Origin of the sequence: Sphingomonas sp. C3-2, from assembly GCF_033025475.1 — a bacterium.
Lineage (GTDB): Bacteria > Pseudomonadota > Alphaproteobacteria > Sphingomonadales > Sphingomonadaceae > Sphingobium_A.
Genome location: NZ_CP130322.1, coordinates 1,508,497 through 1,529,597, shown reverse-complemented (window position 1 = coordinate 1,529,597; position 21,101 = coordinate 1,508,497). Strand labels below are relative to the sequence as shown.

General features: G+C 64.0%; 26 protein-coding genes and 2 riboswitches. Of the genes, 14 read left to right on the top strand and 12 right to left on the bottom strand.

What is annotated here, in order from left to right; genetic code table 11:
• Positions 1-4: 4 nt before the first annotated feature.
• Together QYC26_RS07455 and QYC26_RS07450 are read right to left on the bottom strand one after the other, a co-directional pair.
• A complete protein-coding gene (locus tag QYC26_RS07455; RefSeq protein WP_317514759.1) occupies positions 5-613 on the bottom strand; it encodes an HAD family hydrolase in 609 nt (202 codons plus the stop codon).
• On the bottom strand, positions 610-894 hold the full coding sequence (locus tag QYC26_RS07450; protein WP_317514758.1) for a DUF3572 domain-containing protein: 285 nt from the start codon (positions 892-894) through the stop codon (positions 610-612). The genes QYC26_RS07455 and QYC26_RS07450 overlap by 4 nt, the downstream gene beginning before the upstream one ends.
• A 38-nt stretch (positions 895-932) precedes the next feature.
• On the opposite strand from QYC26_RS07450, the gene QYC26_RS07445 reads away from it, so the two are divergent.
• Entirely contained in the window at positions 933-1,295 is a 363-nt protein-coding gene (locus QYC26_RS07445) for a response regulator (protein WP_317514757.1), read from the top strand.
• A 162-nt stretch (positions 1,296-1,457) separates the two neighbouring features.
• Here the strand turns inward: QYC26_RS07445 and rpmG are convergent, their stop codons facing one another.
• Positions 1,458-1,625 (bottom strand): 50S ribosomal protein L33, encoded by a 168-nt coding sequence (gene rpmG, locus QYC26_RS07440; protein WP_119760738.1) that lies wholly within the window; start codon positions 1,623-1,625, stop codon positions 1,458-1,460.
• Positions 1,626-1,922: 297 nt separating this feature from the next.
• On the opposite strand from rpmG, the gene QYC26_RS07435 reads away from it, so the two are divergent.
• From QYC26_RS07435 to QYC26_RS07425, 3 genes are all read left to right on the top strand, one after another.
• Complete coding sequence (locus QYC26_RS07435; protein ID WP_317514756.1) at positions 1,923-2,423, top strand: DNA starvation/stationary phase protection protein; 501 nt, start codon at positions 1,923-1,925, stop codon at positions 2,421-2,423.
• Positions 2,424-2,454: 31 nt separating this feature from the next.
• A riboswitch (yybP-ykoY riboswitch) is annotated at positions 2,455-2,557 on the top strand.
• A 94-nt stretch (positions 2,558-2,651) separates the two neighbouring features.
• Entirely contained in the window at positions 2,652-3,218 is a 567-nt protein-coding gene (locus QYC26_RS07430) for a TMEM165/GDT1 family protein (RefSeq protein ID WP_317514755.1), read from the top strand.
• Between the two features lie 90 nt (positions 3,219-3,308).
• The gene (locus QYC26_RS07425) at positions 3,309-3,974 is read left to right on the top strand and encodes a glutathione S-transferase family protein (protein WP_317514754.1); all 666 of its coding nucleotides are present in this window, start codon (positions 3,309-3,311) and stop codon (positions 3,972-3,974) included.
• 54 nt (positions 3,975-4,028) lie between these two features.
• On the opposite strand, the gene QYC26_RS07420 is transcribed toward QYC26_RS07425, so the two are convergent.
• A complete protein-coding gene (locus QYC26_RS07420; protein ID WP_317514753.1) occupies positions 4,029-4,856 on the bottom strand; it encodes a cold-shock protein in 828 nt (275 codons plus the stop codon).
• A 279-nt stretch (positions 4,857-5,135) separates the two neighbouring features.
• Here QYC26_RS07420 and QYC26_RS07415 point away from each other — a divergent pair, with 279 nt between their 5' ends.
• The 8 genes from QYC26_RS07415 to QYC26_RS07380 all read left to right on the top strand — a co-directional run bounded on the left by QYC26_RS07415 (position 5,136) and on the right by QYC26_RS07380 (position 12,923).
• Complete coding sequence (locus QYC26_RS07415; protein WP_317514752.1) at positions 5,136-5,948, top strand: TerC family protein; 813 nt, start codon at positions 5,136-5,138, stop codon at positions 5,946-5,948.
• 31 nt (positions 5,949-5,979) lie between these two features.
• Positions 5,980-6,597 carry a ribonuclease D gene (locus tag QYC26_RS07410; protein WP_317514751.1) on the top strand — a complete coding sequence of 206 codons (618 nt, stop codon included), beginning with the start codon at positions 5,980-5,982 and terminating at the stop codon, positions 6,595-6,597.
• Positions 6,590-7,228, top strand: a complete 639-nt coding sequence (gene lptC, locus QYC26_RS07405; RefSeq protein WP_317514750.1) for an LPS export ABC transporter periplasmic protein LptC — start codon at positions 6,590-6,592, stop codon at positions 7,226-7,228. The genes QYC26_RS07410 and lptC overlap by 8 nt, the downstream gene beginning before the upstream one ends.
• Before the next feature lie 7 nt (positions 7,229-7,235).
• Positions 7,236-7,787 carry an LptA/OstA family protein gene (locus QYC26_RS07400; protein WP_317514749.1) on the top strand — a complete coding sequence of 184 codons (552 nt, stop codon included), beginning with the start codon at positions 7,236-7,238 and terminating at the stop codon, positions 7,785-7,787.
• A gap of 159 nt (positions 7,788-7,946) precedes the next feature.
• Entirely contained in the window at positions 7,947-8,729 is a 783-nt protein-coding gene (gene lptB, locus QYC26_RS07395) for an LPS export ABC transporter ATP-binding protein (protein WP_317514748.1), read from the top strand.
• Between the two features lie 21 nt (positions 8,730-8,750).
• On the top strand, positions 8,751-10,319 hold the full coding sequence (gene rpoN, locus QYC26_RS07390; protein WP_317514747.1) for an RNA polymerase factor sigma-54: 1,569 nt from the start codon (positions 8,751-8,753) through the stop codon (positions 10,317-10,319).
• A 48-nt stretch (positions 10,320-10,367) separates the two neighbouring features.
• A riboswitch (TPP riboswitch) is annotated at positions 10,368-10,479 on the top strand.
• Between the two features lie 53 nt (positions 10,480-10,532).
• Positions 10,533-12,392 carry a phosphomethylpyrimidine synthase ThiC gene (thiC, locus tag QYC26_RS07385; protein ID WP_317514746.1) on the top strand — a complete coding sequence of 620 codons (1,860 nt, stop codon included), beginning with the start codon at positions 10,533-10,535 and terminating at the stop codon, positions 12,390-12,392.
• 21 nt (positions 12,393-12,413) lie between these two features.
• Positions 12,414-12,923: a hypothetical protein gene (locus tag QYC26_RS07380; RefSeq protein ID WP_317514745.1), complete on the top strand. Its 510-nt coding sequence runs from the start codon at positions 12,414-12,416 to the stop codon at positions 12,921-12,923.
• Between the two features lie 59 nt (positions 12,924-12,982).
• Here QYC26_RS07380 and QYC26_RS07375 read toward each other — a convergent pair whose 3' ends face one another.
• Both QYC26_RS07375 and QYC26_RS07370 read right to left on the bottom strand, forming a co-directional pair.
• Positions 12,983-13,249 carry a Txe/YoeB family addiction module toxin gene (locus QYC26_RS07375; RefSeq protein WP_317514744.1) on the bottom strand — a complete coding sequence of 89 codons (267 nt, stop codon included), beginning with the start codon at positions 13,247-13,249 and terminating at the stop codon, positions 12,983-12,985.
• A complete protein-coding gene (locus tag QYC26_RS07370) occupies positions 13,246-13,500 on the bottom strand; it encodes a type II toxin-antitoxin system prevent-host-death family antitoxin (RefSeq protein WP_317514743.1) in 255 nt (84 codons plus the stop codon). Before QYC26_RS07370 ends, QYC26_RS07375 begins: the two co-directional genes overlap by 4 nt.
• A 95-nt stretch (positions 13,501-13,595) precedes the next feature.
• On the opposite strand from QYC26_RS07370, the gene QYC26_RS07365 reads away from it, so the two are divergent.
• The gene (locus QYC26_RS07365) at positions 13,596-14,492 is read left to right on the top strand and encodes a hypothetical protein (protein WP_317514742.1); all 897 of its coding nucleotides are present in this window, start codon (positions 13,596-13,598) and stop codon (positions 14,490-14,492) included.
• A 30-nt stretch (positions 14,493-14,522) separates the two neighbouring features.
• Here QYC26_RS07365 and QYC26_RS07360 read toward each other — a convergent pair whose 3' ends face one another.
• From QYC26_RS07360 to QYC26_RS07345, 4 genes are all read right to left on the bottom strand, one after another.
• The gene (locus QYC26_RS07360; RefSeq protein ID WP_317514741.1) at positions 14,523-15,230 is read right to left on the bottom strand and encodes an HAD family hydrolase; all 708 of its coding nucleotides are present in this window, start codon (positions 15,228-15,230) and stop codon (positions 14,523-14,525) included.
• The gene (locus tag QYC26_RS07355; protein ID WP_317514740.1) at positions 15,215-15,940 is read right to left on the bottom strand and encodes a hypothetical protein; all 726 of its coding nucleotides are present in this window, start codon (positions 15,938-15,940) and stop codon (positions 15,215-15,217) included. The genes QYC26_RS07360 and QYC26_RS07355 overlap by 16 nt, the downstream gene beginning before the upstream one ends.
• Positions 15,933-17,102, bottom strand: coding sequence for a hypothetical protein (locus QYC26_RS07350; RefSeq protein WP_317514739.1), 1,170 nt, complete (start codon positions 17,100-17,102; stop codon positions 15,933-15,935). Before QYC26_RS07350 ends, QYC26_RS07355 begins: the two co-directional genes overlap by 8 nt.
• Before the next feature lie 165 nt (positions 17,103-17,267).
• A complete protein-coding gene (locus QYC26_RS07345; RefSeq protein WP_317514738.1) occupies positions 17,268-17,696 on the bottom strand; it encodes an OsmC family protein in 429 nt (142 codons plus the stop codon).
• Between the two features lie 202 nt (positions 17,697-17,898).
• Here QYC26_RS07345 and QYC26_RS07340 point away from each other — a divergent pair, with 202 nt between their 5' ends.
• Positions 17,899-18,432 (top strand): 2'-5' RNA ligase family protein, encoded by a 534-nt coding sequence (locus tag QYC26_RS07340; RefSeq protein ID WP_317515023.1) that lies wholly within the window; start codon positions 17,899-17,901, stop codon positions 18,430-18,432.
• Positions 18,433-18,710: 278 nt separating this feature from the next.
• Here QYC26_RS07340 and QYC26_RS07335 read toward each other — a convergent pair whose 3' ends face one another.
• Positions 18,711-20,147 (bottom strand): S41 family peptidase, encoded by a 1,437-nt coding sequence (locus tag QYC26_RS07335; RefSeq protein WP_317514737.1) that lies wholly within the window; start codon positions 20,145-20,147, stop codon positions 18,711-18,713.
• A 176-nt stretch (positions 20,148-20,323) separates the two neighbouring features.
• On the bottom strand, positions 20,324-20,833 hold the full coding sequence (locus tag QYC26_RS07330; protein WP_317514736.1) for a MarR family transcriptional regulator: 510 nt from the start codon (positions 20,831-20,833) through the stop codon (positions 20,324-20,326).
• Positions 20,834-21,101: the final 268 nt, after the last annotated feature.

Here is a 21,101-nt window from a genome sequence, read left to right as displayed (position 1 = left end):
CGGCTCAGCCCAGCTTTTCGGTGATCCAGCGTTCGGCGGCGACCCAGTCATCGATCCGGACATGCGCGTGCTCGGCCGGGGGGACGATGGGCGCAAGGCTGGGTTCGGAAATCATGTGGATGCGCCAGACGCCGGGTGCTTCCTCCGCCACCGACTGGTGATGATGCGCGAGATCGTCGACGAACACCGCCGCGCTCGGCCCATATTCGTCGAGCAGCCGCGCGACGGGCACGCCCTTGCCGCCCTGATTGGTGACGACGCGGTGGCGGATGCCAAAGGCGTCGAGCTGCGCCACGCGGTGCGGCTGGCGATGATCCTCGAGATTGGTGAGGACGACGATATCGGCATAGTCACCGATCGCTGCCAGCGCCTCGCGCGCATGGGGCACCAGGGTCTGGCGGTGCATCTCGGTATCGAAAAACCCGCCGAGCAGCGGCCACATCTCGGTGCGCGAGACATAGCTGCCGTCGAGACGGCGGCGCATCGATCTGGAAAAATCGCCACCAGCGGGCGAGAATTCGATGTCGTGCGCCTCATCGAGCCAAGCGCCGAAATGCGTGACCATGTGGAGCAGCACTTCGTCGCAATCGGTGATCAGCAGCGGCCGGCTCATTCCCAATGTCCTCCGTCGAGCGCGCGGCGCGCGGTGACGAGCGCTTCGGGCTTGCAGTCGATATCGCCCGCACAGGCGACAAGATCGGGTTCGTGCGCCTCGAGAAAGCCGAGCACCGCGGCGAGCACCGCGGAATCGCCGGCGCGCGCGCGCAGATCGTCGGGCGAAAGCCCGGTCAGCGTGAGTAGCCTTTCGGCGCGGGGCTGATCCCCAAGGATCCACACAAGCGCCGAAAGGGCCAGCGCTTCAGCATTCTGAATATTTGTTTCCGGGGCCTTCATCGCCTAGATCATCCAAGAAACCGGGAGATTGGACCGAAGTGGCAAAAAGGGTGCTCGTTGTCGAGGACAACGAACTCAATCTGAAACTGTTCTGCGACCTTTTGCGCGCGCATGACTATGTGGCCGAGCCCGTTCGCGACGGGCGCGAGGCGGTGGCGCGCGCGCAGGCGTTCAAGCCCGATCTGATCATCATGGATATCCAGCTGCCGCATGTGAGCGGGGTGGAGCTGATCGAGATGCTGAAGGCCGATGAGGAGCTGAAGACGATCCCGATCATGGCGGTGACCGCCTATGCCGCAAAGGGCGACGAGGAGCGAATCCGCGCGCTGGGGGCGGCGGCGTATGTCTCCAAACCGATTTCAGTGGTGCGATTCGTCGATCAGGTTGCCGCGCTGCTCTGAGCGGGCGGCCGAATCAGCCGAGCGTTCATCAGCAAGCACGAATCAGAAAGCGGGCGTGGGCAATAGCGCCCCGCCGATATGGCCGGATCGTCCGGGTACAGCAAAAGGCGCAGCGCAATGCGCCACGCCATCCGCTGTTCAAGGCAGGAAGCGCCGGGGCGCTTACTTGATCTTGGCTTCCTTGAACTCGACGTGCTTGCGCGCGACGGGATCATACTTGCGGAAAGAAAGCTTCTCGGTCTTGGTCCGCGGATTCTTCTTGGTAACGTAGAAGAAGCCGGTGCCTTCCGAGCTGACGAGCTTGATCTTGACGGTGGTCGGCTTGGCCATGACCCAAAAACCCTTTTGCGATTCTCAAGAAAAACAAAAGCGGCGTCGCCGCCGCTCTTTCAAGGCCGGGCAGATGGGCCAAGCGGCCGATATTGTCAAGCGGTGGGTGCGCACAAGCCGCGCTTGAACGCCATTTATCCGCAATATCCTGTGAAATCATGGGGGCGAGGTGCGAAAAATACGGGGATTGCCGGATGATCGAAAAAAGCGGCTGCTGTTATTCGGCATTTGCATGAGACTTTTCGGGGCGGGACTCGTTATGATTCCGACTCGAAATTCATTTCTTTGGAGGCAGATATGGGCAAGGGCGGTAAGGAAAAGCTGAAAACACCGACGGATATCGGCAGCAATGCCGCGCAGACTGTGGCCGATGCGCTGAACGGCATCCTCGCGAACAGCTATGCGCTCTATCTCAAGACCAAGAATTTTCACTGGCACGTCTCCGGCCCGCATTTCCGCGATTATCACCTGATGCTCGACGATCAGGCGACGCAGATTCTGGGCACGACCGACCAGATCGCCGAACGCGTGCGCAAGACCGGCGGCACGACGCTGCGCTCGATCGGCGATATCGCGCGTCGCCAGACGATTCGCGACAATGACGCCGAGTTTGTTTCGGCCACCGAGATGCTCGCCGAACTGCGCGAGGACAATCTGAAGCTGGTCGAACAGCTGCGCGAGGCGAAGGACATTGTCGACGAAGCCAAGGACAACGCAACCTCGGGCGTGCTCGACGACTGGACCGACCAGGCCGAGGAACGCGCCTGGTTCCTGTTCGAGGCGAGCCGCGGCGCCTGATTGACGCCCGCGCGATAATTACATAGGGCTGCTTCCCGTCACCCGGGGAGTAGCCCGTTCGCGCGTCTGCGCGAAAGATCGCGTCAACATGCTTGGTCGAGAGATCATGGCGCGATCGGAGCCATCACGGCTTCAGGCAAGACCGATGACGCCGGAACCTTCGCTTATGCCGGGCGGGGGAGGAGCGGCGTTGTTGGAAAACCTGATCGCCCGGCCCGGAATTGCGCTTTGGAAATCCTGCTTTCATCCACGCTTCTGGTCGCGCTGGCCGAGATCGGCGACAAGACCATGCTGCTCGCGATCGTGCTCGCGGTGCGCTTTCGCCAGCCTTTGCCCATCATCGCGGGCATTTTCGTCGCCACAATCTTGAACCATGCCGCCGCCGCCTGGGCGGGCGCGTTCGTCGCCGGGCTGCTCGACGGCTATTGGTTCCGCCTCGCCGTTGCGCTCGGCTTCCTCGCCATGGCGGCCTGGGTGCTGGTGCCCGACAAGATCGACGACGATGAGGGCGAAGGCGTTTCGCGCCACGGCGCGTTCCTGGCCACGACCATCGCCTTTTTCATCGCCGAGATGGGTGACAAGACCCAGATCGCGACCGTCGCGCTGGGCGCGCAATATCAGGCGGTGGGGATCGTCACCGCGGGCACCACGCTTGGCATGATGATCGCCAATGTCCCCGCGGTGTTTCTGGGCGATCGGATCACGCGCGTCGTGCCGATGCAGGCGGTGCGGATCGGCGCGGCGATCGTCTTTGCCGGGCTGGGCCTTGCCGGGCTGGCGATGCTCCTGGGCTGATCATAAGCGCGGCCCCGGTTTGGCCAATCGCACCGGGGCGCTTATGCTGGGGTGCCCGCCAACAGGGTGGGCCCCCGGTGGAGCCTAGCGATGGCCATCACGATCACCGCCTTTGCCGATTCGCCCGATCGCGGGACGGGCCAGGCGCGCGACATGCGCGTGCGCTGGGCGCTCGAGGAACTGGGGCTGCCCTATGCGGTGCGGCTGCTTTCCTTCGCCGCGATGAAGGCGCCCGCGCACCGCGCGCTGCATCCGTTCGGCCAGATCCCGACCTATGAGGAAGACGGGCTTGCGCTCTTCGAATCGGGCGCGATCATCGCCCATCTCGCCGGGCGCCATGCCGGGCTGCTTCCCGAAGAGGTGAATGCGCGCGCCCGCGCGCTCGCCTGGATGTTCGCCGCGCTCAACACGGTAGAGCCGGTGATCGTCGAGCAGGAAATGGCGATCATCGTCGAATATGACACGGCCTGGTATGCGGCGCGGCTGCCGATGCTGGAAGGGCGCGTGCGTGCACGGCTCGATGCGCTGTCCCACCGGCTGGGGGACGGCGAATGGCTCGACGGCGCGTTCAGCGCGGGCGATCTGCTGATGGTGAGCGTGCTGCGCCGGCTGGCGGGCTGGGACGTGCTGGAGGATTATTCGAACCTCGCCGCCTATGTCGCGCGCGGTGAAGCGCGGCCTGCTTTCCAGCGGGCCTTTGCGGCGCAACTGGCGGTTTTCAGGAACCGTCCGGCGCTTTCCGGCGAACCCCAATAAAAAAGCCCGGCCGCATCGCTGCAGCCGGGCCTTTTTTAAAACTGTGGCTAAGCCTCAGTCGTGCTTCGGCACGAGGTTCACCGCAGCATATTTGCCGCGACGATCGACCTCGATGTCGAATTCGAGACGATCACCCTCGTTGAGGTTGATCATGCCCGCGCGTTCGACCGCCGAGATGTGCACGAATGCGTCGGGCTGGCCGTCATCGCGCTGGATGAAGCCGAAGCCCTTCATGCTGTTGAAGAACTTGACGGTGCCGGTGGCCTTTTCGCCGGTCAGCTGACGCTGCGGGCCGCCCGCGGGGCGTTCGCGCGGAGCGCCGCCGCCATTATCTTCGATCGGAAGCGGTTCGCCTTCGATCTTGATGTCGGTCGCCGAAACCCGGCCGCCGCGATCCACCAGCGTGAATGCGAGCGGCTGGCCTTCCGCCAGACCGGTCAGGCCGGCCTGTTCGACCGCCGAGATGTGCACGAACACATCTTCGCCGCCATCATCACGAACGATGAAGCCGAAGCCCTTTTGTCCGTTGAAGAATTTGACGACGCCTTTGCCTTCGCCAACGACCTGTGCGGGCATGCCGCCACGACCGCCGCCGCCGCCGAAGCCGCCACCGCCGCCGCCACCGCCGAAGCCGCCGCCACGACCGCCGCCGAAGCCGCCGCCGCGCGAGCCGCCACCGCCGAAGCGATCGCCGCCGCCGCCGCCGCCGAAACGGTCGCCGCCACCGCCGAAGCGATCGCCGCCACCGCCGAAACGGTCGCCGCCAAAGCCGCCGCCGAAGCCGCCGTCAAAGCCGCCACCAAAGCTGTCGTCGCCGAAGCCGTCGCGCTTATCCCTGCCACGCCCACCGCGCTCGCCGCGGCGTCCTCTGTCGAAACTCATGCCCTGTTAATCTTTCCCGGTCGCCCAAATTCGCTTCAGAACCTGCACGCCGGGCGAAGGGCACAGATACCTTTGGCGGAAAGACACTATCCGCCAGTGAGTCGTCATAGCGGAGTTTGCTAGCCTCTGCGAGCAATTTCAATAGCGGCTGCAAAAAAGCTAATTCCAGATGCAAAATAGTGACATGCTGGCAACTTGCGCGGGGAACCGTTTAATTTTCGCGAGGTTTCGCATCGGCAACAACTTGCGCAGCGAAGAACCGGGAGGCATTGCGCCGAAATGACCGATTTGATGGCATTATTCACCGATCCGGCCGTGCTGGCTGCGCTCATTACACTTGTGGTGATGGAGGTCGTGCTTGGCATCGACAACCTGATCTTCATCTCGATTCTGTCGAACAAGCTGCCCGAGGAGCAGCGCCAAAAGGCGCGGCGGATGGGGATCGGGCTGGCGCTGATCATGCGCCTTGGCCTGTTGTCGATGATCTCGTGGATCGTCGGGCTGACCGCGCCGGTGATCGATCTCGGCATTACCGGGCCGCTCGATGCGCGCGGCGCGCCCAGCTTCGAAACGGTATTTTCGTGGCGCGACATCATCCTGATCGCGGGCGGCCTGTTCCTTGTCTGGAAGGCGACCAAGGAAATCCACCATTCGATGGATCCGGTGCCGAGCGATGACGATGTGCTCGACAAGAAGGCCGTCGCCTCGCTCACCTTTGGCGCGGCGATCTTCCAGATCCTGCTGCTCGACATGGTGTTCTCGATCGATTCGATCCTGACCGCGGTGGGGATGACCGATCACCTGCCGGTGATGGTGGTGGCGGTGGTGACCGCGGTGCTGGTGATGCTGCTGGCGGCCGATCCGCTGGCGAACTTCATCAACCGCAACCCCACGGTGGTGATGCTCGCGCTCGGCTTCCTGCTGATGATCGGCGCGGTGCTGATCATGGACGGTTTCGGCGTGCATGTGCCCAAGGGCTATATCTATGCGGCGATGGCGTTTTCGGCGCTGGTCGAGGCGCTCAACATCTTTTCGCGGCGCGCGCAGGAGCGGCGCAAGGGCGTCGTCGCGAAAACGGATGCAGGAGATTGAGCCCGAACCCCGAAAGGCGTAAGGCGCGCGCATGAGCGTTTATTTCCACGAAGAAGATCTGCCCGCCGACGTGCTGGCGCCCGGGCCGGTTGCGGTCGACACCGAAACCATGGGGCTCATCACCCCGCGCGATCGGCTGTGCGTCGTCCAGATTTCGGATGGGCGGGGTGACGAGCATCTCGTCCGCTTCGGCCCCGGCAGCGATTATGCCGCGCCCAATCTGCGCGGCGTGCTCGCCGATCCGGCGCGCCTGAAGCTCTATCATTTCGCGCGCTTCGACCTCGCGGCGATCAAGCATTATCTCGGCGTGATGGCCGAACCCGTTTATTGCACCAAGACCGCATCGCGCCTGGTGCGCACCTATACCGACCGCCACGGTCTGAAGGAACTGGTGCGCGAATTGCTGAGCGCCGAAATCTCGAAGCAGCAGCAATCGTCGGACTGGGGTAATCCGGTGCTGAGCGACGCGCAGAAGGAATATGCCGCCTCGGACGTGCGCTATCTGCATCGGCTGAAGGCCGAACTCGACCCGCGCCTTGAACGCGAAGGCCGGATGGAACTGGCGCAGGCCTGTTTCGACTTCCTTCCCCACAGGGCGATGCTTGATCTCGCCGGCTGGCCAGAGATCGACATCTTCGCGCATGTCTGAAATTGCCGACCGGACGCGCGATCAGCGCCGGCGTTGGGCTGCGCCCAACGGCGCGCACGATCGTCTGGTCGGATTTCTGGGCTGGATTCTGCCCGGCGGGATCGGCGTTCTGGTCGCGTTCCTCGCGATCGCGCCGCTCGCCGTGCAGAATGAAATCAGCTTCATGCTCGCCAAGGACAAGGTCGACGTCGCCAAGGAACGGATGCGCGTGATGGCGGCCAGCTATCGCGGCGAGGACAGCCGGGGCCAGCCCTTTGTGCTGAGCGCGGGATCGGCGGTGCAGGCCACCTCGCGCGAGCCGGTGGTGCGGCTGAACGATCTCAACGCACAGATCCAATTGAAGGACGGTCCCGCCAAGCTGCACGCCGATCAGGGGCGGTACGACATGAGCGCGGAAACCGTGGCCGTTGACGGCCCGATCCTGTTCACCGCGGCCGACGGGTATCGGCTGGAAACAACCAATGCCGCGCTCGATCTGAAGAGCCGGCAGATTACGAGCACGGGTGCGGTGGAAGGCAAGATGCCGCTCGGCACGTTCAGCGCGGGCACGATGCGCGCCGATCTGTCGGGCCGGGTCGTCACGCTGGAAGGCCGCGCCCGCTTGCGGATCGAACAGGGAGGCGCCAAATAGCATGGCCATGAAAACGCGGCTTCTTCTATCCGGACTCGGGATCGGCGCGCTGGCGCTGGCGGCGGTTTCCGCGCCGGTGCTCGCTCAGGCGCTCCGCAACCATAATTCCAACGCCCCGGTCGATGTCGAGGCGGACCGTATCGAGGTGCAGGACCGCGCCGACCGGGCGGTTTTCTCGGGCAATGTCCAGGTGCGCCAGGGCGGGCTTGCGCTCGATGCCGCGCGGCTGACGGTGGCCTATGCCAAGGGCGGATCGGGCGACGGGCTCGATATCCAGCGGCTCGACGCCTCGGGCGGGGTGACGGTGCGCAGCGCGAGCGAAACCGCGCGCGGCAACGTCGCCATCTATGACCTCAATCGCCGGCTCATCACCATGGTGGGCGGCGTGACGCTGCAGCAACAGGGCAATGAACTGCGCGGCGGCCGGCTGGTGATCGACCTCAACAGTGGCCGTTCGGTGATGGATGGCAGCGCGGTTGGCGGCAGCACCGCGGGATCGGGCAGCGGCGGCCGGGTGTCCGGGCGCTTCACCGTTCCGCAGCGCAAACAGGACAACTGATCGCGCACACGCGGGTGGCCGTTTTGTGAAGGCTCCCGGTGCCCGCTTTCGCGGGTGCCGCCATTTGGATATGCACGAATCTTGCCAATTGGCTTAGGGGCGGCCTTTCGGTAACCATGTGGCAGGGGCAGGCGCCCTGCCAGCGAGCAAGGAACCGGAATGAACGACGTAGCGACCCTCGAGACACCGGCGGCGGACGAGCCTGCACGGATCGCCGAAGGCAATGGCCTGGCGGTGGTTTCGATCGCCAAGGCCTATGACAAGCGCGCCGTGCTGTCCGATGTCTCGCTGTCGGTGGCGCGCGGTGAGGTGGTCGGCCTGCTCGGCCCCAATGGCGCGGGCAAGACGACCTGTTTCTATTCGGTGATGGGGCTGGTGAAGCCCGATAATGGCCGCATCCTTCTGGACGGCGCCGACATCACCAGCCTGCCCATGTATCGCCGCGCGATCCTGGGGCTTGGCTATCTGCCGCAGGAAACCTCGATCTTTCGCGGGATGACTGTCGAACAGAACATCATGGCCGTGCTCGAACTGGCCGAACCCGACAAGGCGGTGCGCGCCCAGCGGCTCGATCAGCTGCTCGACGAATTCGGGCTGACGCGGCTGCGCGATTCGGCGGCGATGGCGCTTTCGGGCGGCGAACGCCGCCGCTGCGAGATTGCACGCGCGCTGGCCGCCAACCCCTCGATCATGCTGCTCGACGAACCCTTTGCCGGGATCGATCCGATCTCGATCGCCGATATCCGCGATCTGGTGAAGGATCTGAAGAGCCGCGACATCGGGGTTCTGATCACCGATCACAATGTTCGCGAGACGCTGGATATCGTCGATCGCGCCTGCATCATCTATGATGGGCGCGTTCTGTTTTCCGGCAGCCCCGCCGCGCTGGTCGCCGACGAGAATGTCCGTCGGCTCTATCTCGGCGAGGGCTTCGAACTGTGATCTAGTCCAGGGCCTTGGGACATGGCGTTAACGCCCCGCCTCGATCTGCGGCAAAGCCAGTCGCTGGTGATGACGCCCCAGCTGCAACAGGCGATTCGTCTGCTTGCGCTGTCCAATCTCGAGGTTGAGGCGTTCATTGCCGAGGAGGTGGAGAAGAATCCCCTGCTCGAATCGGGCTCCGAGGGCAGCGATAATGGCGGTGATGAGCGGGGCGGCGCGGCCGATGATTTCCCCGATGACGGGGCTACAGCCAGCGATTTCGACGCCGAGGATTTTGATCTCGAGCCGGTGACCGCCGACCAGCTGATGGCTAGCGGCGATGCCGGGGCGGATTCGCCGCTCGACGTCGATTATGACGCCGAAACCTTTCACCATGACAGCGCGGTCGACATGCCGGGCCCGGGCGATGGCGGCGGCGGGCTCGATGGCGGCCTCGGGCTGTCGGGGATCGCGGGCGCGGGCCCCGAGGGTGGCCCCGATTTCGATGCGATGGCCGCGGCGGATCTGTCGCTGCAGGATCATCTGCTCGCGCAGGCGGGCGAGGTGCTGTCGGGTATCGACCATCTGGTCGCCACCTATCTGATCGATCAGATCGATGCCGCGGGCTATCTCGAAGGCGATATAACCGAGATCGCAGCGCGGCTGGGCACCGACCAGGCGCATGTCGAACGCGTGCTGGCGGTGATCCAGAGCTTCGAGCCGACCGGCGTGGGTGCGCGCAGCCTCGGCGAATGCCTCGCGCTGCAGGCGCGCGAGGCCGATCGCTACGATCCGTGCATGGCGGTGCTGCTCGCCCATCTCGATCTGCTCGCGGCGGGCAAGCTGGTCCAGCTCAAGCGGATGTGCGGCGTCGATGACGAGGATCTGGCCGACATGATCCACGAGCTGCGCGGCTATGATCCCAAGCCCGGCCTCAAATTCGGTGGTGAGCGGCTGGCGGCGGTGGTGCCCGACCTGTTCGTCGCCCCGCGCGGCGAAAGCTGGGCGATCGAGATCAACGGCGCGACGCTGCCGCGCCTGCTCGTCAACCGACGCTATTATCTCGAACTGTCGGGCAACCGCCGCGATCGGGGCAGCCGCGCCTGGCTGTCCGAATGCCTCGCCAGCGCCAACTGGCTGGTCAAGGCACTCGATCAGCGCCAGCGCACGATCATGAAGGTGGCGGCCGAGCTGGTGAAGCAGCAACAGGCCTTTTTCACCCATGGGGTGGCGCATTTGCGGCCGCTGACCCTGAAGGCCGTCGCCGATGCGATCGGCATGCACGAATCGACCGTCAGCCGCGTCACCAGCAACAAATATCTGAGTTGCGGGCGCGGGCTCTATGAGCTCAAATATTTCTTCACCTCGGCGATCCAGGCGGCCGACGGCGGTGATGCGGTGTCGGCCGAGGCGGTGAAGAGCCAGATCAAGGCGCTGATCGCCGCCGAGCACCCCAAAAAGATCCTGTCCGATGATACGCTTGTCGATCTGCTGCGCGACAAGGGGTTCGACATCGCACGCCGCACCGTCGCCAAATATCGCGAGGCGATGGGGATCGGTTCATCGGTCCAGCGCCGCCGGCAAAAGGCGCTGCAGGGCAAGGCGGCCTGAGCCCGATCCGGGGCGGGATGGACGCCGCCGGTTTAACCGCCTACAACGCATCCATCCCCGGGGGACCCTGCGTACAGGGTTGAGATGTGGCTGAGACGGCCGCGACCCGCTGAACCTGATCCGGTTGACACCGGCGGAGGGAGTGGATGCGCGGCCGCAATGCAAAAACCGGCCTGCACAGCCGCTCTCCCTCCGATGATGGAGAGTTTGAGAATGGCCGATATTCCTGCACGTACCGAACTGAAGGTCACCACCGGGCCCATCCGTGGCAGCCGCAAGATCCATGTCGGCCCGCTCAAGGTCGCGATGCGCGAGATCGACCTTGAACCCTCCTCGGGCGAGCCGCCGCTGCGCGTCTATGACTGTTCGGGGCCGTACACCGATCCCAACGCTAATATCGACATCATGGCGGGCCTGCCCGAACTGCGCCGCGACTGGATCCGCGCGCGCGGCGATGTCGAGGAAGTCGTGCAGCGCGAGGTGCGCCCCGAGGATAACGGCCAGCTTGGCCCCGATCGTTCGGGCGGCGTCGCGCCGTTCCCCAATGTCCGCAAGAAGGTGCTGCGCGCCAAGCCGGGCATGAACGTCTCGCAGATGCACTATGCCAAAAAGGGCATCATCACCCCCGAGATGGAATATGTCGCGGTCCGCGAAAATCTCGGCCGCGAGATGCTGCGCGAATATATCCGCGACGGGCAGGATTTCGGCGCAGCGATCCCCGATTATGTCACCCCCGAATTCGTCCGCGACGAAATCGCGCGCGGCCGGGCGATCATCCCCAACAACATCAACCACCCCGAATCCGAGCCGATGGCGATCGGCCGCAACTTCCTGGTCAAGATCAACGCCAATATCGGCAACTCGGCGGTCGCGTCGGACGTCGCCTCCGAAGTCGACAAGATGGTCTGGTCGATCCGCTGGGGCGCGGATACCGTGATGGATCTCTCGACGGGCCGCAACATCCACGACACGCGCGAATGGATCCTGCGCAACTCGCCGGTGCCGATCGGCACCGTGCCCATCTATCAGGCGCTCGAAAAGGTCGGCGGCATCGCCGAGGACCTGACCTGGGAAATCTTCCGCGATACCCTCATCGAACAGGCCGAGCAGGGCGTCGACTATTTCACCATCCATGCGGGCGTGCGCCTGCCCTATATCCCGATGACCGCCAAGCGCGTCACTGGCATCGTCTCGCGCGGCGGCTCGATCATGGCGAAATGGTGCCTCACGCACCATAAGGAAAGCTTCCTTTACGAGCATTTCGACGAGATCACCGAGATCATGAAGGCGTATGACATCGCCTATTCGCTGGGCGATGGTCTGCGCCCCGGCTCAATCGCCGACGCCAATGACGAAGCGCAGTTCAGCGAGCTCTACACGCTCGGCGAACTCACCAAGCGCGCCTGGGAACAGGATGTCCAGGTGATGATCGAGGGCCCGGGCCATGTGCCCATGCACAAGATCAAGGAAAATATGGACAAGCAATTGGAGGCGTGCGGCGAAGCACCCTTCTACACATTGGGGCCGCTCACCACCGATATCGCGCCGGGTTACGACCATATCACCTCGGCGATCGGCGCCGCGCAGATCGGCTGGTACGGCACCGCGATGCTTTGCTACGTCACCCCCAAGGAGCATCTGGGGCTGCCCGATCGCAACGACGTGAAAGTCGGCGTGGTGACCTACAAGCTCGCCGCGCACGCCGCCGACCTTGCCAAGGGGCACCCCGCCGCCAAGCTGCGCGACGATGCCTTGAGCCGCGCGCGTTTCGAGTTCCGCTGGCGCGATCAGTTCAACCTGTCGCTCGATCCCGACACGGCGGAGCAGTATCACGACCAGACGCTCCCCGCCGAAGGCGCCAAGACCGCGCATTTCTGCTCGATGTGCGGCCCCAAATTCTGCTCGATGAAGATCACGCAGGAAGTCCGCGACTTCGCGGCGACCAAGAACCAGAGCGCCGAAAACTTCATCGCGGCCGAAGACGCCGAGGCGGGCATGAAGCAGATGAGCGACCTCTTCCGCGAAACCGGAAGCGAGCTCTATATGGGCGCGGGCGGGCGCGAGCACGACTGAGGCGAAAAAGGGGAGGGGACGATGTTTTGGCGCAGGAAGAAGATGCAAAAATTTTTCTTCAAGGCGAATGACAACGTCCTCTCCTTTTGCCGGTGTGAAGGTGAGCCGGCGATGTCGAGCGGGCAACTGGACTGTCCATGGTGCGGCTGCGGCTGGATGATCGCGTGCACGAAATGCACCAAGTCGTTCGTCTTCGCGCAGGTGCGTGAAACCGAGATCCCGCTCATCGAGCTCGGTCGTCGCGAGGTTGCAGCGCGCGGTCTCGCCCATGTTACCGAGCAGGAAATAGCGGAGTGGGCCGAGGGTATGGCCGAGACGCTCGATGCCTTCGAGGTCGGCGATATCGTCGTCTATCTCGATGGCTCCTACTGGACCGTCGACTCAACCGATATCGCGTTTGACGGCTATTATGCTTCGCACACGTTGGACCGGCTGCCGCATGCGGATGCGATGGCCGATCCGGCATTGCTGAACCGGGTGCTAGGCAATAAAAAATACTGGTTGGAGCGGGAACTGCCAGATCGGGAATGAGCCAATGACTGGGAGTTCTGGTTTACGGATTACGTTTTGGGCGCGCCGAATTCCTGTGCTCAATAATGATACCGGCACTGCGCCACTTCCAGCGCCTGCGCTTCACCTTTGCCGCTCACCCGATATACCAGCCGGTGCTCGCTGTTGATCCGGCGAGACCACCAGCCTGAAAGGTTGCCGCCCAGCGGTTCGGGCTTGCCCGTGCCGCGAAAGGGATGGCGGCGACATTCCTCGATCAGCGCGTTCAAGCGTTCCAGAAGTTTCCCATCTTCCGCCTGCCAGCGCAGATATTGCTCCCACGCGCGCGACGAAAATACGATCTTCAAGGCTTGATCAGCTCGTGTTCTTTGCCCTTCCCAGCGTCGAGTTCTGCAATGCTCGCAAGCAGTTCACGCGCATTGGCGGGGGAGCGCAGAAGATAGAGCGTTTCTTCGATCGCCTCCCATTCGCTCTGCGAAACCATCACTACGCCTTCACCTTTTTGGCGCGTAATCGCGACCGGCGCCTTATCGGCGACCACTTTGTCGATCACTGCCTTGAGATTGGCGCGGGTTTCGGAGACGCTCAGCGTTTGCATGAGATAAATGTACGATAATTTGTACAAATATCAAGCGCTGCCGCCACCCAGATTTCGCTGTCCTACAGCCCCCGCCTTATGATCTACCCTTGCGGATGAGCCGCAAATCCCGTTCGCCGGGCCCCGCGCCCGTTTCGCCCGCCGCGCCCGACATGTCGCGCGCGCCCGATCTCACCACCGCACCCGCGCCGCTGGGCGCGCTCGTCGCGCCCGATGACCTTGAGGACGATCCCCCGCCGCCCGCCTTTGATGCGCATGGTTTCGATCCATCCGAATATAGCTGGGTGCCCGTGCGGCGGCAGCGGCGGCCCGATGGCTGGAGCAATGACAGGCAGCGCGGCTTTATCGAGGCGCTCGCCGATTGCGGGTCGGTGACCGAGGCAGCGCGCGCGGTCGGCATGTCGATCACCTCCTGCTATCGCCTGCGCCGCGCGCCGGGGGCAGAGCCTTTCGCGGCCGCGTGGGAGGCGGCGATTGCGCAGGCGTCGAAGCGGCTCGCCGATATCGCGCTTGAGCGCGCGATCAACGGTGTCGAGGAGCCCGTGTTCGACCGCGACGGCCAACGCATCGCGTGCCGCACGCGCTATAATGATCGGCTGCTGATGTTCCTGCTGCGCGCGCACCAGCCCGAACGCTATCGCCACGCGCATCAGGGCGCCCGCCATCCAAATGAACTGCCAGCGCCATCTCCTGCGCCCGTGGCGGCGGCGATCGCGACGCTCGAACCCGTCACGCCGCCCGATCCGCACCTGCTGATGCCGCCCGAAGACCTCGCCGACGCGCTTATGGTCGCCGATATCGGCGATGGCACGCTGCCCCACTGGTACCGTGATCCGCCCGTCGATCCCGATCCGGTCGCCGCGCTCCCGCCGCTGCGCGATCCCCTACGCGATGCTGCGGGCGATCTCCCGCGCGATCCGGCGCCTGCTCTGTCGGGCGAAACCGGGGCGGTCGCGGCTGCGGAACCGCGGTCTTGGCCTGACCTTTCCTGACCTTCTTTCCAACGCGCCCCCGGCAGCCGCTCAGGCGTAGCGGGCCGCCATGGGGTGGGGGGCCGTGTTGCCGACAAGATGCCGGGTCGGCAGCGCTTCGCCCAGCCGGTCGACCACAACCGTGCCGGGCGGGAAGGGGTGCGTTCCATCGGTTGCCACGCCCAGAAACGCGGTGGCGCACTCGCGGGCGCAGTCATGATCGGTCATCGCGTCGCCGATGAACAGGCATTCGTCGGGCGACAGGCCATCGGCCGCGCAGATCTCGCGCACGATGCGCGCCTTTTTCGCGGGCGATCCGCGCACCGTGCGGAACCAGGGGGCAAGCCCCTTGGCATCGACGATATGGCGAAGCTCGTTTTCCGGCGTGCCCGAGACGATGTGCATCGCGATGCCGCGGGCCTGAAGACAACGCAGAACGTCCGGCACATCGGGGAGCAGCGGCGCGGCGATCACCTGTGCGCAGACCAGATCGGAAAGCCGGTCGCACCACTGTGTTACCTCGGCCGGCGAAAGCTCGATCCCCAGCAGTTCGCGGTGAAAGCGCGGGATCTTGTCGAAGCGCGTTTCGCCGGGCACCGCGCGCTGATAATCGCGCACGGCATTTTCGACATGCGCGCCGAAGGGGCGGTACAGCGCGCCGAAAGCGTCGATCTTGGTATCGACCGAATCGACGATGACGCCGTCAAAATCGAAGAAGACCGAGCGGATGCCCGACAGCGCGATCATGCTGCGGGCCATGCAATGGCGGCATCGGACGGCAGCGTGCCGAGCCCGTCGGCCTGGTAGATGGCATAAAGCGCCTGCGCCATGCGGTAATCCTCCATGTAATCGATGTCGATTCCGGACAATTTGGAAAGTTGGTGCAGGACGGGCGCGGGGCCGATGAAATATTCATCGCGCAGGATCGACGCCTTGTCGCGCATATAGATGCTGTTGGTGACCTTGAACCAGTCGGGAAGGTCCTGCGAAATCGTGTGGTTGCGCGTCGCTTCGTAATTGAGCGAGCGGCCTTCCTCCCAGAAATATTCCTTGGTCAGGTTGACGCCCACGAGCGAATCCTTTGCGCCATCGAGCACCTGATCGCGATAGGCGCGAAACGCCTCCAGATATTCGCTGGGCGGCATCAGCGGGCAGACCACGGTGCACCAGGCGATATGGTCGTGCGGGATGTCGCGCACGATGCCGGTGATGACATCGCGGAACGGGGCGATGTGATCCTGCGCCAGATGCAGATCGCGCTTGTGCCGCCGAACGCCGAAGCGGTCACCCATGGCAAGGAACGCGTCGTCCTCGGTGCTGAGATAGATGCGCGCGGGATCGATGACGGTGACGAGTTGCGACAGCTTCCATTCCAAAAGCGTCGCTTCCTCGCCAAAGGGAAGAAGCGTCTTTTCGCGGATGCGCGAACTGCCCCGACGGACGGGGACGACGATACCGAGATCAAACATGCGATGGGGCTCCATGCCGCCGATCCCATTCGGCCTGGCAACGGGCAAGATTGTCGGCCCAGATTGCCGGGTTCACCGGCTGCCGTGTGCGTGTCACGATATCGGCACCGCTTTGCATTACGACCGGATCGAAGACGCAGTTGGCCGATCGATGCGCAAACCAGAGCCGTAACTGATCGGCATCGGGCGCGGGGGTGCCGTTCCGCACCTGGCGTGCGAAGCGCTCGAAACAGTCGGTGGCGTTTAGCCAGGCGGCGGTGGACTGGCGCGATTTGCGGAAGATGGGACGGCCGTGAAAGGCGAAGATCGACCAGGATTTGGAAAAATCGAGCACCGCGCCGTCGCAATCCCGCGCGAGCATGTCGGTCGGCAGAATATCGGGTTCAAGCTGTTCGATCAGCGCGGCGCGTTCGCTGCCCAGCGCCATGATGGCGTCGTCGGTGGCGCTGGTATCGCAGTATAGCCGATTGAGCGGATGTTCGGTCACCGCGAGGAAGATGTCATCAGGCAGCCGCTCTGCCACCTCGGAAATCATCCCGGCATTGTCCGGCCAGTGACGCAGCCGCGAAAAGGCGTTTTCCGCATGTGCATATTCGAGTGGAAGCACCACGACCTTGCGATCGCGCGCAACGCCGTAAGCAAGCCGCCAATTGGGGCGGTGTGCCCGTTCCTCCGCGGCGCAAATCCTGTTCCATAGCGGTGCGAACGCGGCATCCATCGCGCGTTCGGTTTCTATGGTCATGTCCGGGCGCTCGCCAAAGGCCAAAAGCCCGGGCTCGATTGCCACCGAATGGTTCTTCATCGGCGGATTGCCCGCTTCCATGACGTAGCGCACCGTTCCCGGAAAAAGGCTGGGCAACTCGACATCGGCCGCGCGGCAGAGCGTGAGATCCGCATCGATGGCGGCGGCAAGGGCGAGCAGATCCGGGTTGTCCGCACTGCGGCCGTGCAACATCTCGATCGATTCCGCATCGGGGATGTACCAGCGGATGTCCGGGCAGTCGGCGAAGGCTTCAAGCTGCTCGGGGTTGATGCCCATGCCGTGCCACAGCGGCGGGACGAGCACATGGGTCTCGCAATCGCGCGCGGCGGCACGAATCATCGGTGCAATATGGTCGAACCACCACGGTGTGATCGCCGGAAGATAGAAAAACAGCTTCACGTCAGACCGCACCCGGTCGCTGAGGCGGTATTTGGACGGCGTAGGACAGGTTACAGGTCGCGGACATAGTCTCTTTATAGAGGGGTAGGGTGGCAGCGCGGTGTTTGAGCCATGTGTCACCCGCCAGCGCTGCCAACGGCGCTGGTTACCCCGCTTTGTCGGGCGTTAGCCCGTGAGTGTTTTTTCGAGCGTGATGTCGCAGTTGAGCAGCTTGGAGATCGGGCAGTTCGCCTTGGCTTCGTCAGCGATGCGGTTGAAATCGCCTTCCGAGATGCCCGGTATCTGGGCGGTGAGCGCCAGCTCGGATTTGGTGACCTTGAAGCCCGCGCCGTCCTTGTCGAGCGTGACGGTGCAGCGCGTGTCGAGCGTGCCGTCGGCATGGCCTGCCGCCGCAAGCGCGAAGCTGGTGGCCATGGTGAAGCAACTGGCATGGGCGGCGGCGATCAGTTCCTCGGGGTTGGTGCCGGGCTGCCCCTCGAACCGGGTGCCGAAGCCATAAGGCTGTTCGGACAAAACCCCCGATTTCGTCGTGATGCTGCCCTTGCCCGCCTTGCCGAGCCCTTCATAGCGGGCGGATGCACTGTTGGTCGTCATGCCTGGCGTCCTTTCTCATGGGGGAGGCGCATCCTCCCGTCTCCGGACACAATGCGCGGTGGCGGGGCCATGTTCCCGCATACGTAGACTCGACATGGGATCATTCAGAACATACCATGAACAAATGGCGCGCGATTCGGATTTGTCCGGTATGTGGATGAACGAGGAGCCCGCTCCGCGGGAGCGCCTTTTCTTTGCGTTGATGCCTGACCAGCGCGAGGCCTTCCGCATTTCGGCTTGGGCGGAAGCTGGGCTCGGCTCAGGCTGGAATTTCGTGCGTGCCGATCGGCAGCATATGACGCTGGGCATCACCAATGATTATGAGCGCCCGCCCTTCGAGCTTCATGAAAAGCTGTTCCGCGCGGGTGATATGGTGGCGGCGTCGCCGGTGGCGGTGGAACTCGATCAACTGGCGGTGGGCGGGGAGCGGGCAATGCTCCGCCCGCGGCATGTAAACGCTCCGCTCAAGGCGTTGCAGCGTGCGATCGCGGAGGCGATGGCGGCGATGGGCGCGCCGATGCGTGCGGGCTGGCGCTTTGCGCCGCACCTGACGCTTGGCTTTGCTGCGCGGGAGACGGCTGGGAGGGCTGCCCCACCGCCGCGCCCGATAAGTGCCTTTGGCTGGCAGGCATGCGAGTTCGTTCTGGTGCGTAGCCTGATCGGGCAGACCCGGCATCTCATCCTGCGGCGCTGGCCGCTGATGGCGGCCCGCTCGCCGCAATATGAGCTGTTCTGAATGCGGCGGTTGGCCCCGCTCCGCTGACCGCTACCCCTTGTGCGTCGTGCGGCGCCGTGGGCGGCGATGCTATTATCCACGTGGCCTGTCCGGAGGAACGACGTGATGGACACCCAAGCTTCTCCCGCTGAACGCATTCGCGTGATCTATATCGGCCGAGGGGCATCGAGGTAGAGACTCTCAAGGTCGATATCTGGCGCTTCAGCAACGGCAAGGCGGTGCAGTTGCTCGAGATGTTCGACTCGCTGGCCTTTGCGCGGACGACGGGGATGCTCTGATCAGAACGTCCCCGGCGTTTCGCGCTGGGTAGTGTCGGGCCGCAACGGGCTGAGCAGTTCGCGCGGCGCGGTGGTGGCGACGGCACGCGCGCTTCTCCCGGTGGTGACCGGCGTGCAGCTGCGCCCGGCGAGGAAATCGAGCGCCTGGCGGATCGAGGCTTCCTGCGGGTCGCCGAGCGGGTGGGTCAGATCATCGGGCGCGCGGCAGCTGACATCCATCGACCCGGCCAGGCCGCCAAAATAATCGGCGTTGCGCGCGGCATTCTCGACCGCGAAGGCGATGACGCGCAGCCGATCGTCACAGGCGCTGAGATCGAGCGCGATCTGCCCCACGGGCTTGCCATAGGTGTTGGTGCCGATCAGCGCGGCATTGGCGCGCAGATAGGGGATGAAGGCGTTGATCACCATCTCGCTGGCCGAGGCGGTGCCGCCGGTGCCGATAAAGGCGACGCGCGTCGGCGCGATCGACTGTGCCTGCGGCTGGAAATTGCGCGTTTCGTTATAGGCCGATTTTTCGGGGCGGAAGCTGGTGTACGAGAAGATATCGGAGGCGAAGCGGTTGCCCCCCATCAGATCGCCCAGCAGTTCGCCGATCGAGACAAGTCCGCCGCCATTGTAGCGCAGGTCGACGATGATCTCGGTGACGCCGGCGGTGCGGAACCCCTGAAACGCTTCACGCAGCGCGGGATCGGCGGTGTCGATAAAGGTGCGCAGATTGACATAGCCGACCTTGCGCCCGCCATCGTCGAGGATGCGCGCGCCGTAGCGGCTGGACACCGGGGTTAGGCTATAGTCCGTCTTGGTGAGCGTCACCGTCCGCGTGCCCGAGGCATCGGCGACCCGGAGCACGCGCGCGGTGCCGACGGACGACGGGCCGAGCGCATCGACCACGCCCTGCGCGCCGCCGCTTGCCATGATATCCGATACGGTGCGTAGATTGGCCGTGCTCGCCCCGATCGCGACGATTTCAGCGCCGCGATCGACACCGCCGTTCAGCGCGGGCGTGCCCTCATAGCTTTCGGCAACGTACACCCGCCCTGCGGACGTGTCGTAAAGCAGGCGGAAGCCGAAGCCCGCGCTCGACCCGGACTGGTAATAGGCGTCTTCCTCGGCGATTGAGGTGAGATAGGTGAAATAGCGATCGCGCCCCTGCGAGCGCGCGGTGGCGGTGAGCGCGTCGATATAGTCGTCGACCGTGCGATAGGGGGCGGGGTCGAGCGAGGCGGGCAGCGTGTCGGCGAACAGATACCATTCGCGGAGTTGCCCGGCGACCCAATCCTGTCGGGCCTTGAGCGAACAGGTGGCGGAGGGCGAGGTCGGCGGCGTGCCGGGGCCGGTGATGATGCTGCCGCCGCCGGCGCTGTCGCTTCCCCCGCCGCCACAGCCCGACAACATCGCGAGCACACCCAGTGCCGCGCCGATCCCCCGCATTGCCATTTCATTTCCCCAAGATGCTTTGCGCATTCCGGTTCAGTGCATGCGAAAAAAGAAAAGGCTTGGCAATTGGTTGTCCGCGCGGCGGACGGCCTTTGTTTATGTCGCGCCGGATTAGGCAGGCATGAAAAAAGGGGCGCTGTGCGCGCCCCTTTTGGATGACGGTGGCCGTGCGAGCCTTAGTCGTCGTCGCCGTTGATTTCGGGCTTGCCCAGCCCTTCAACGATGCGTTCGAGCAGGTGGATGAGCAGCGGCTTGTGGAAATCACCGACGATCTCGTCGAGCAGCTTGTCGTGCGCGAGGGCATGGACCTTGAGCCGGGCGAGATAGGATTCGCCCTCGGGCGTGAGGCCGAGATGATAGGCGCGGCGATCGGTGGTGGACCGGGTGCGCGCGACATAGCCCTGCGCCTCGAGCCCTTTGAGCGCGGGCGTGAGCGTCGATTTGTCGCGGCCGGTGGCGAGGCTGAGCGCGGTCTGGTTGAGCCCCGGATTCTCCTGAATGATCGCGAGAATCGTGAAATGGCCCGCATTCAGGTCGCTGCTGTCGACGCGGCGCGAAAAAGCCTGGAAGGAAACATCCTGGGCGCGGCGCAAATGGAAGCCAATATAGTTGCGCAGCGGACCTATATTCGCTTCGCTATCGATCAGACCGGATTCCATCTCGTCTTCGATGACATCAATCCCCATTCATATCCCCCTAGAACTGGTCTGGCACCCTGGCATCCCCTTGCCGGGCTGGTCTTCCCGGATCGCCAGGTGCCGCGAAATCACAATTTACGTAAAATTCGACGACTGCAACCCCGTGTATAGCGGTTTTGGCAAAAGTTTTGGGAAAAATTACTCAGCGGCGCGGGGCGCCCAGCTTTTTTGAGCACGACGCGATGGTTTCGACGGCTTTACATATGGCGGGCGCTGCACGACAGTCCGCGCCCCGCGATTGCCCGCTCAATTCTGT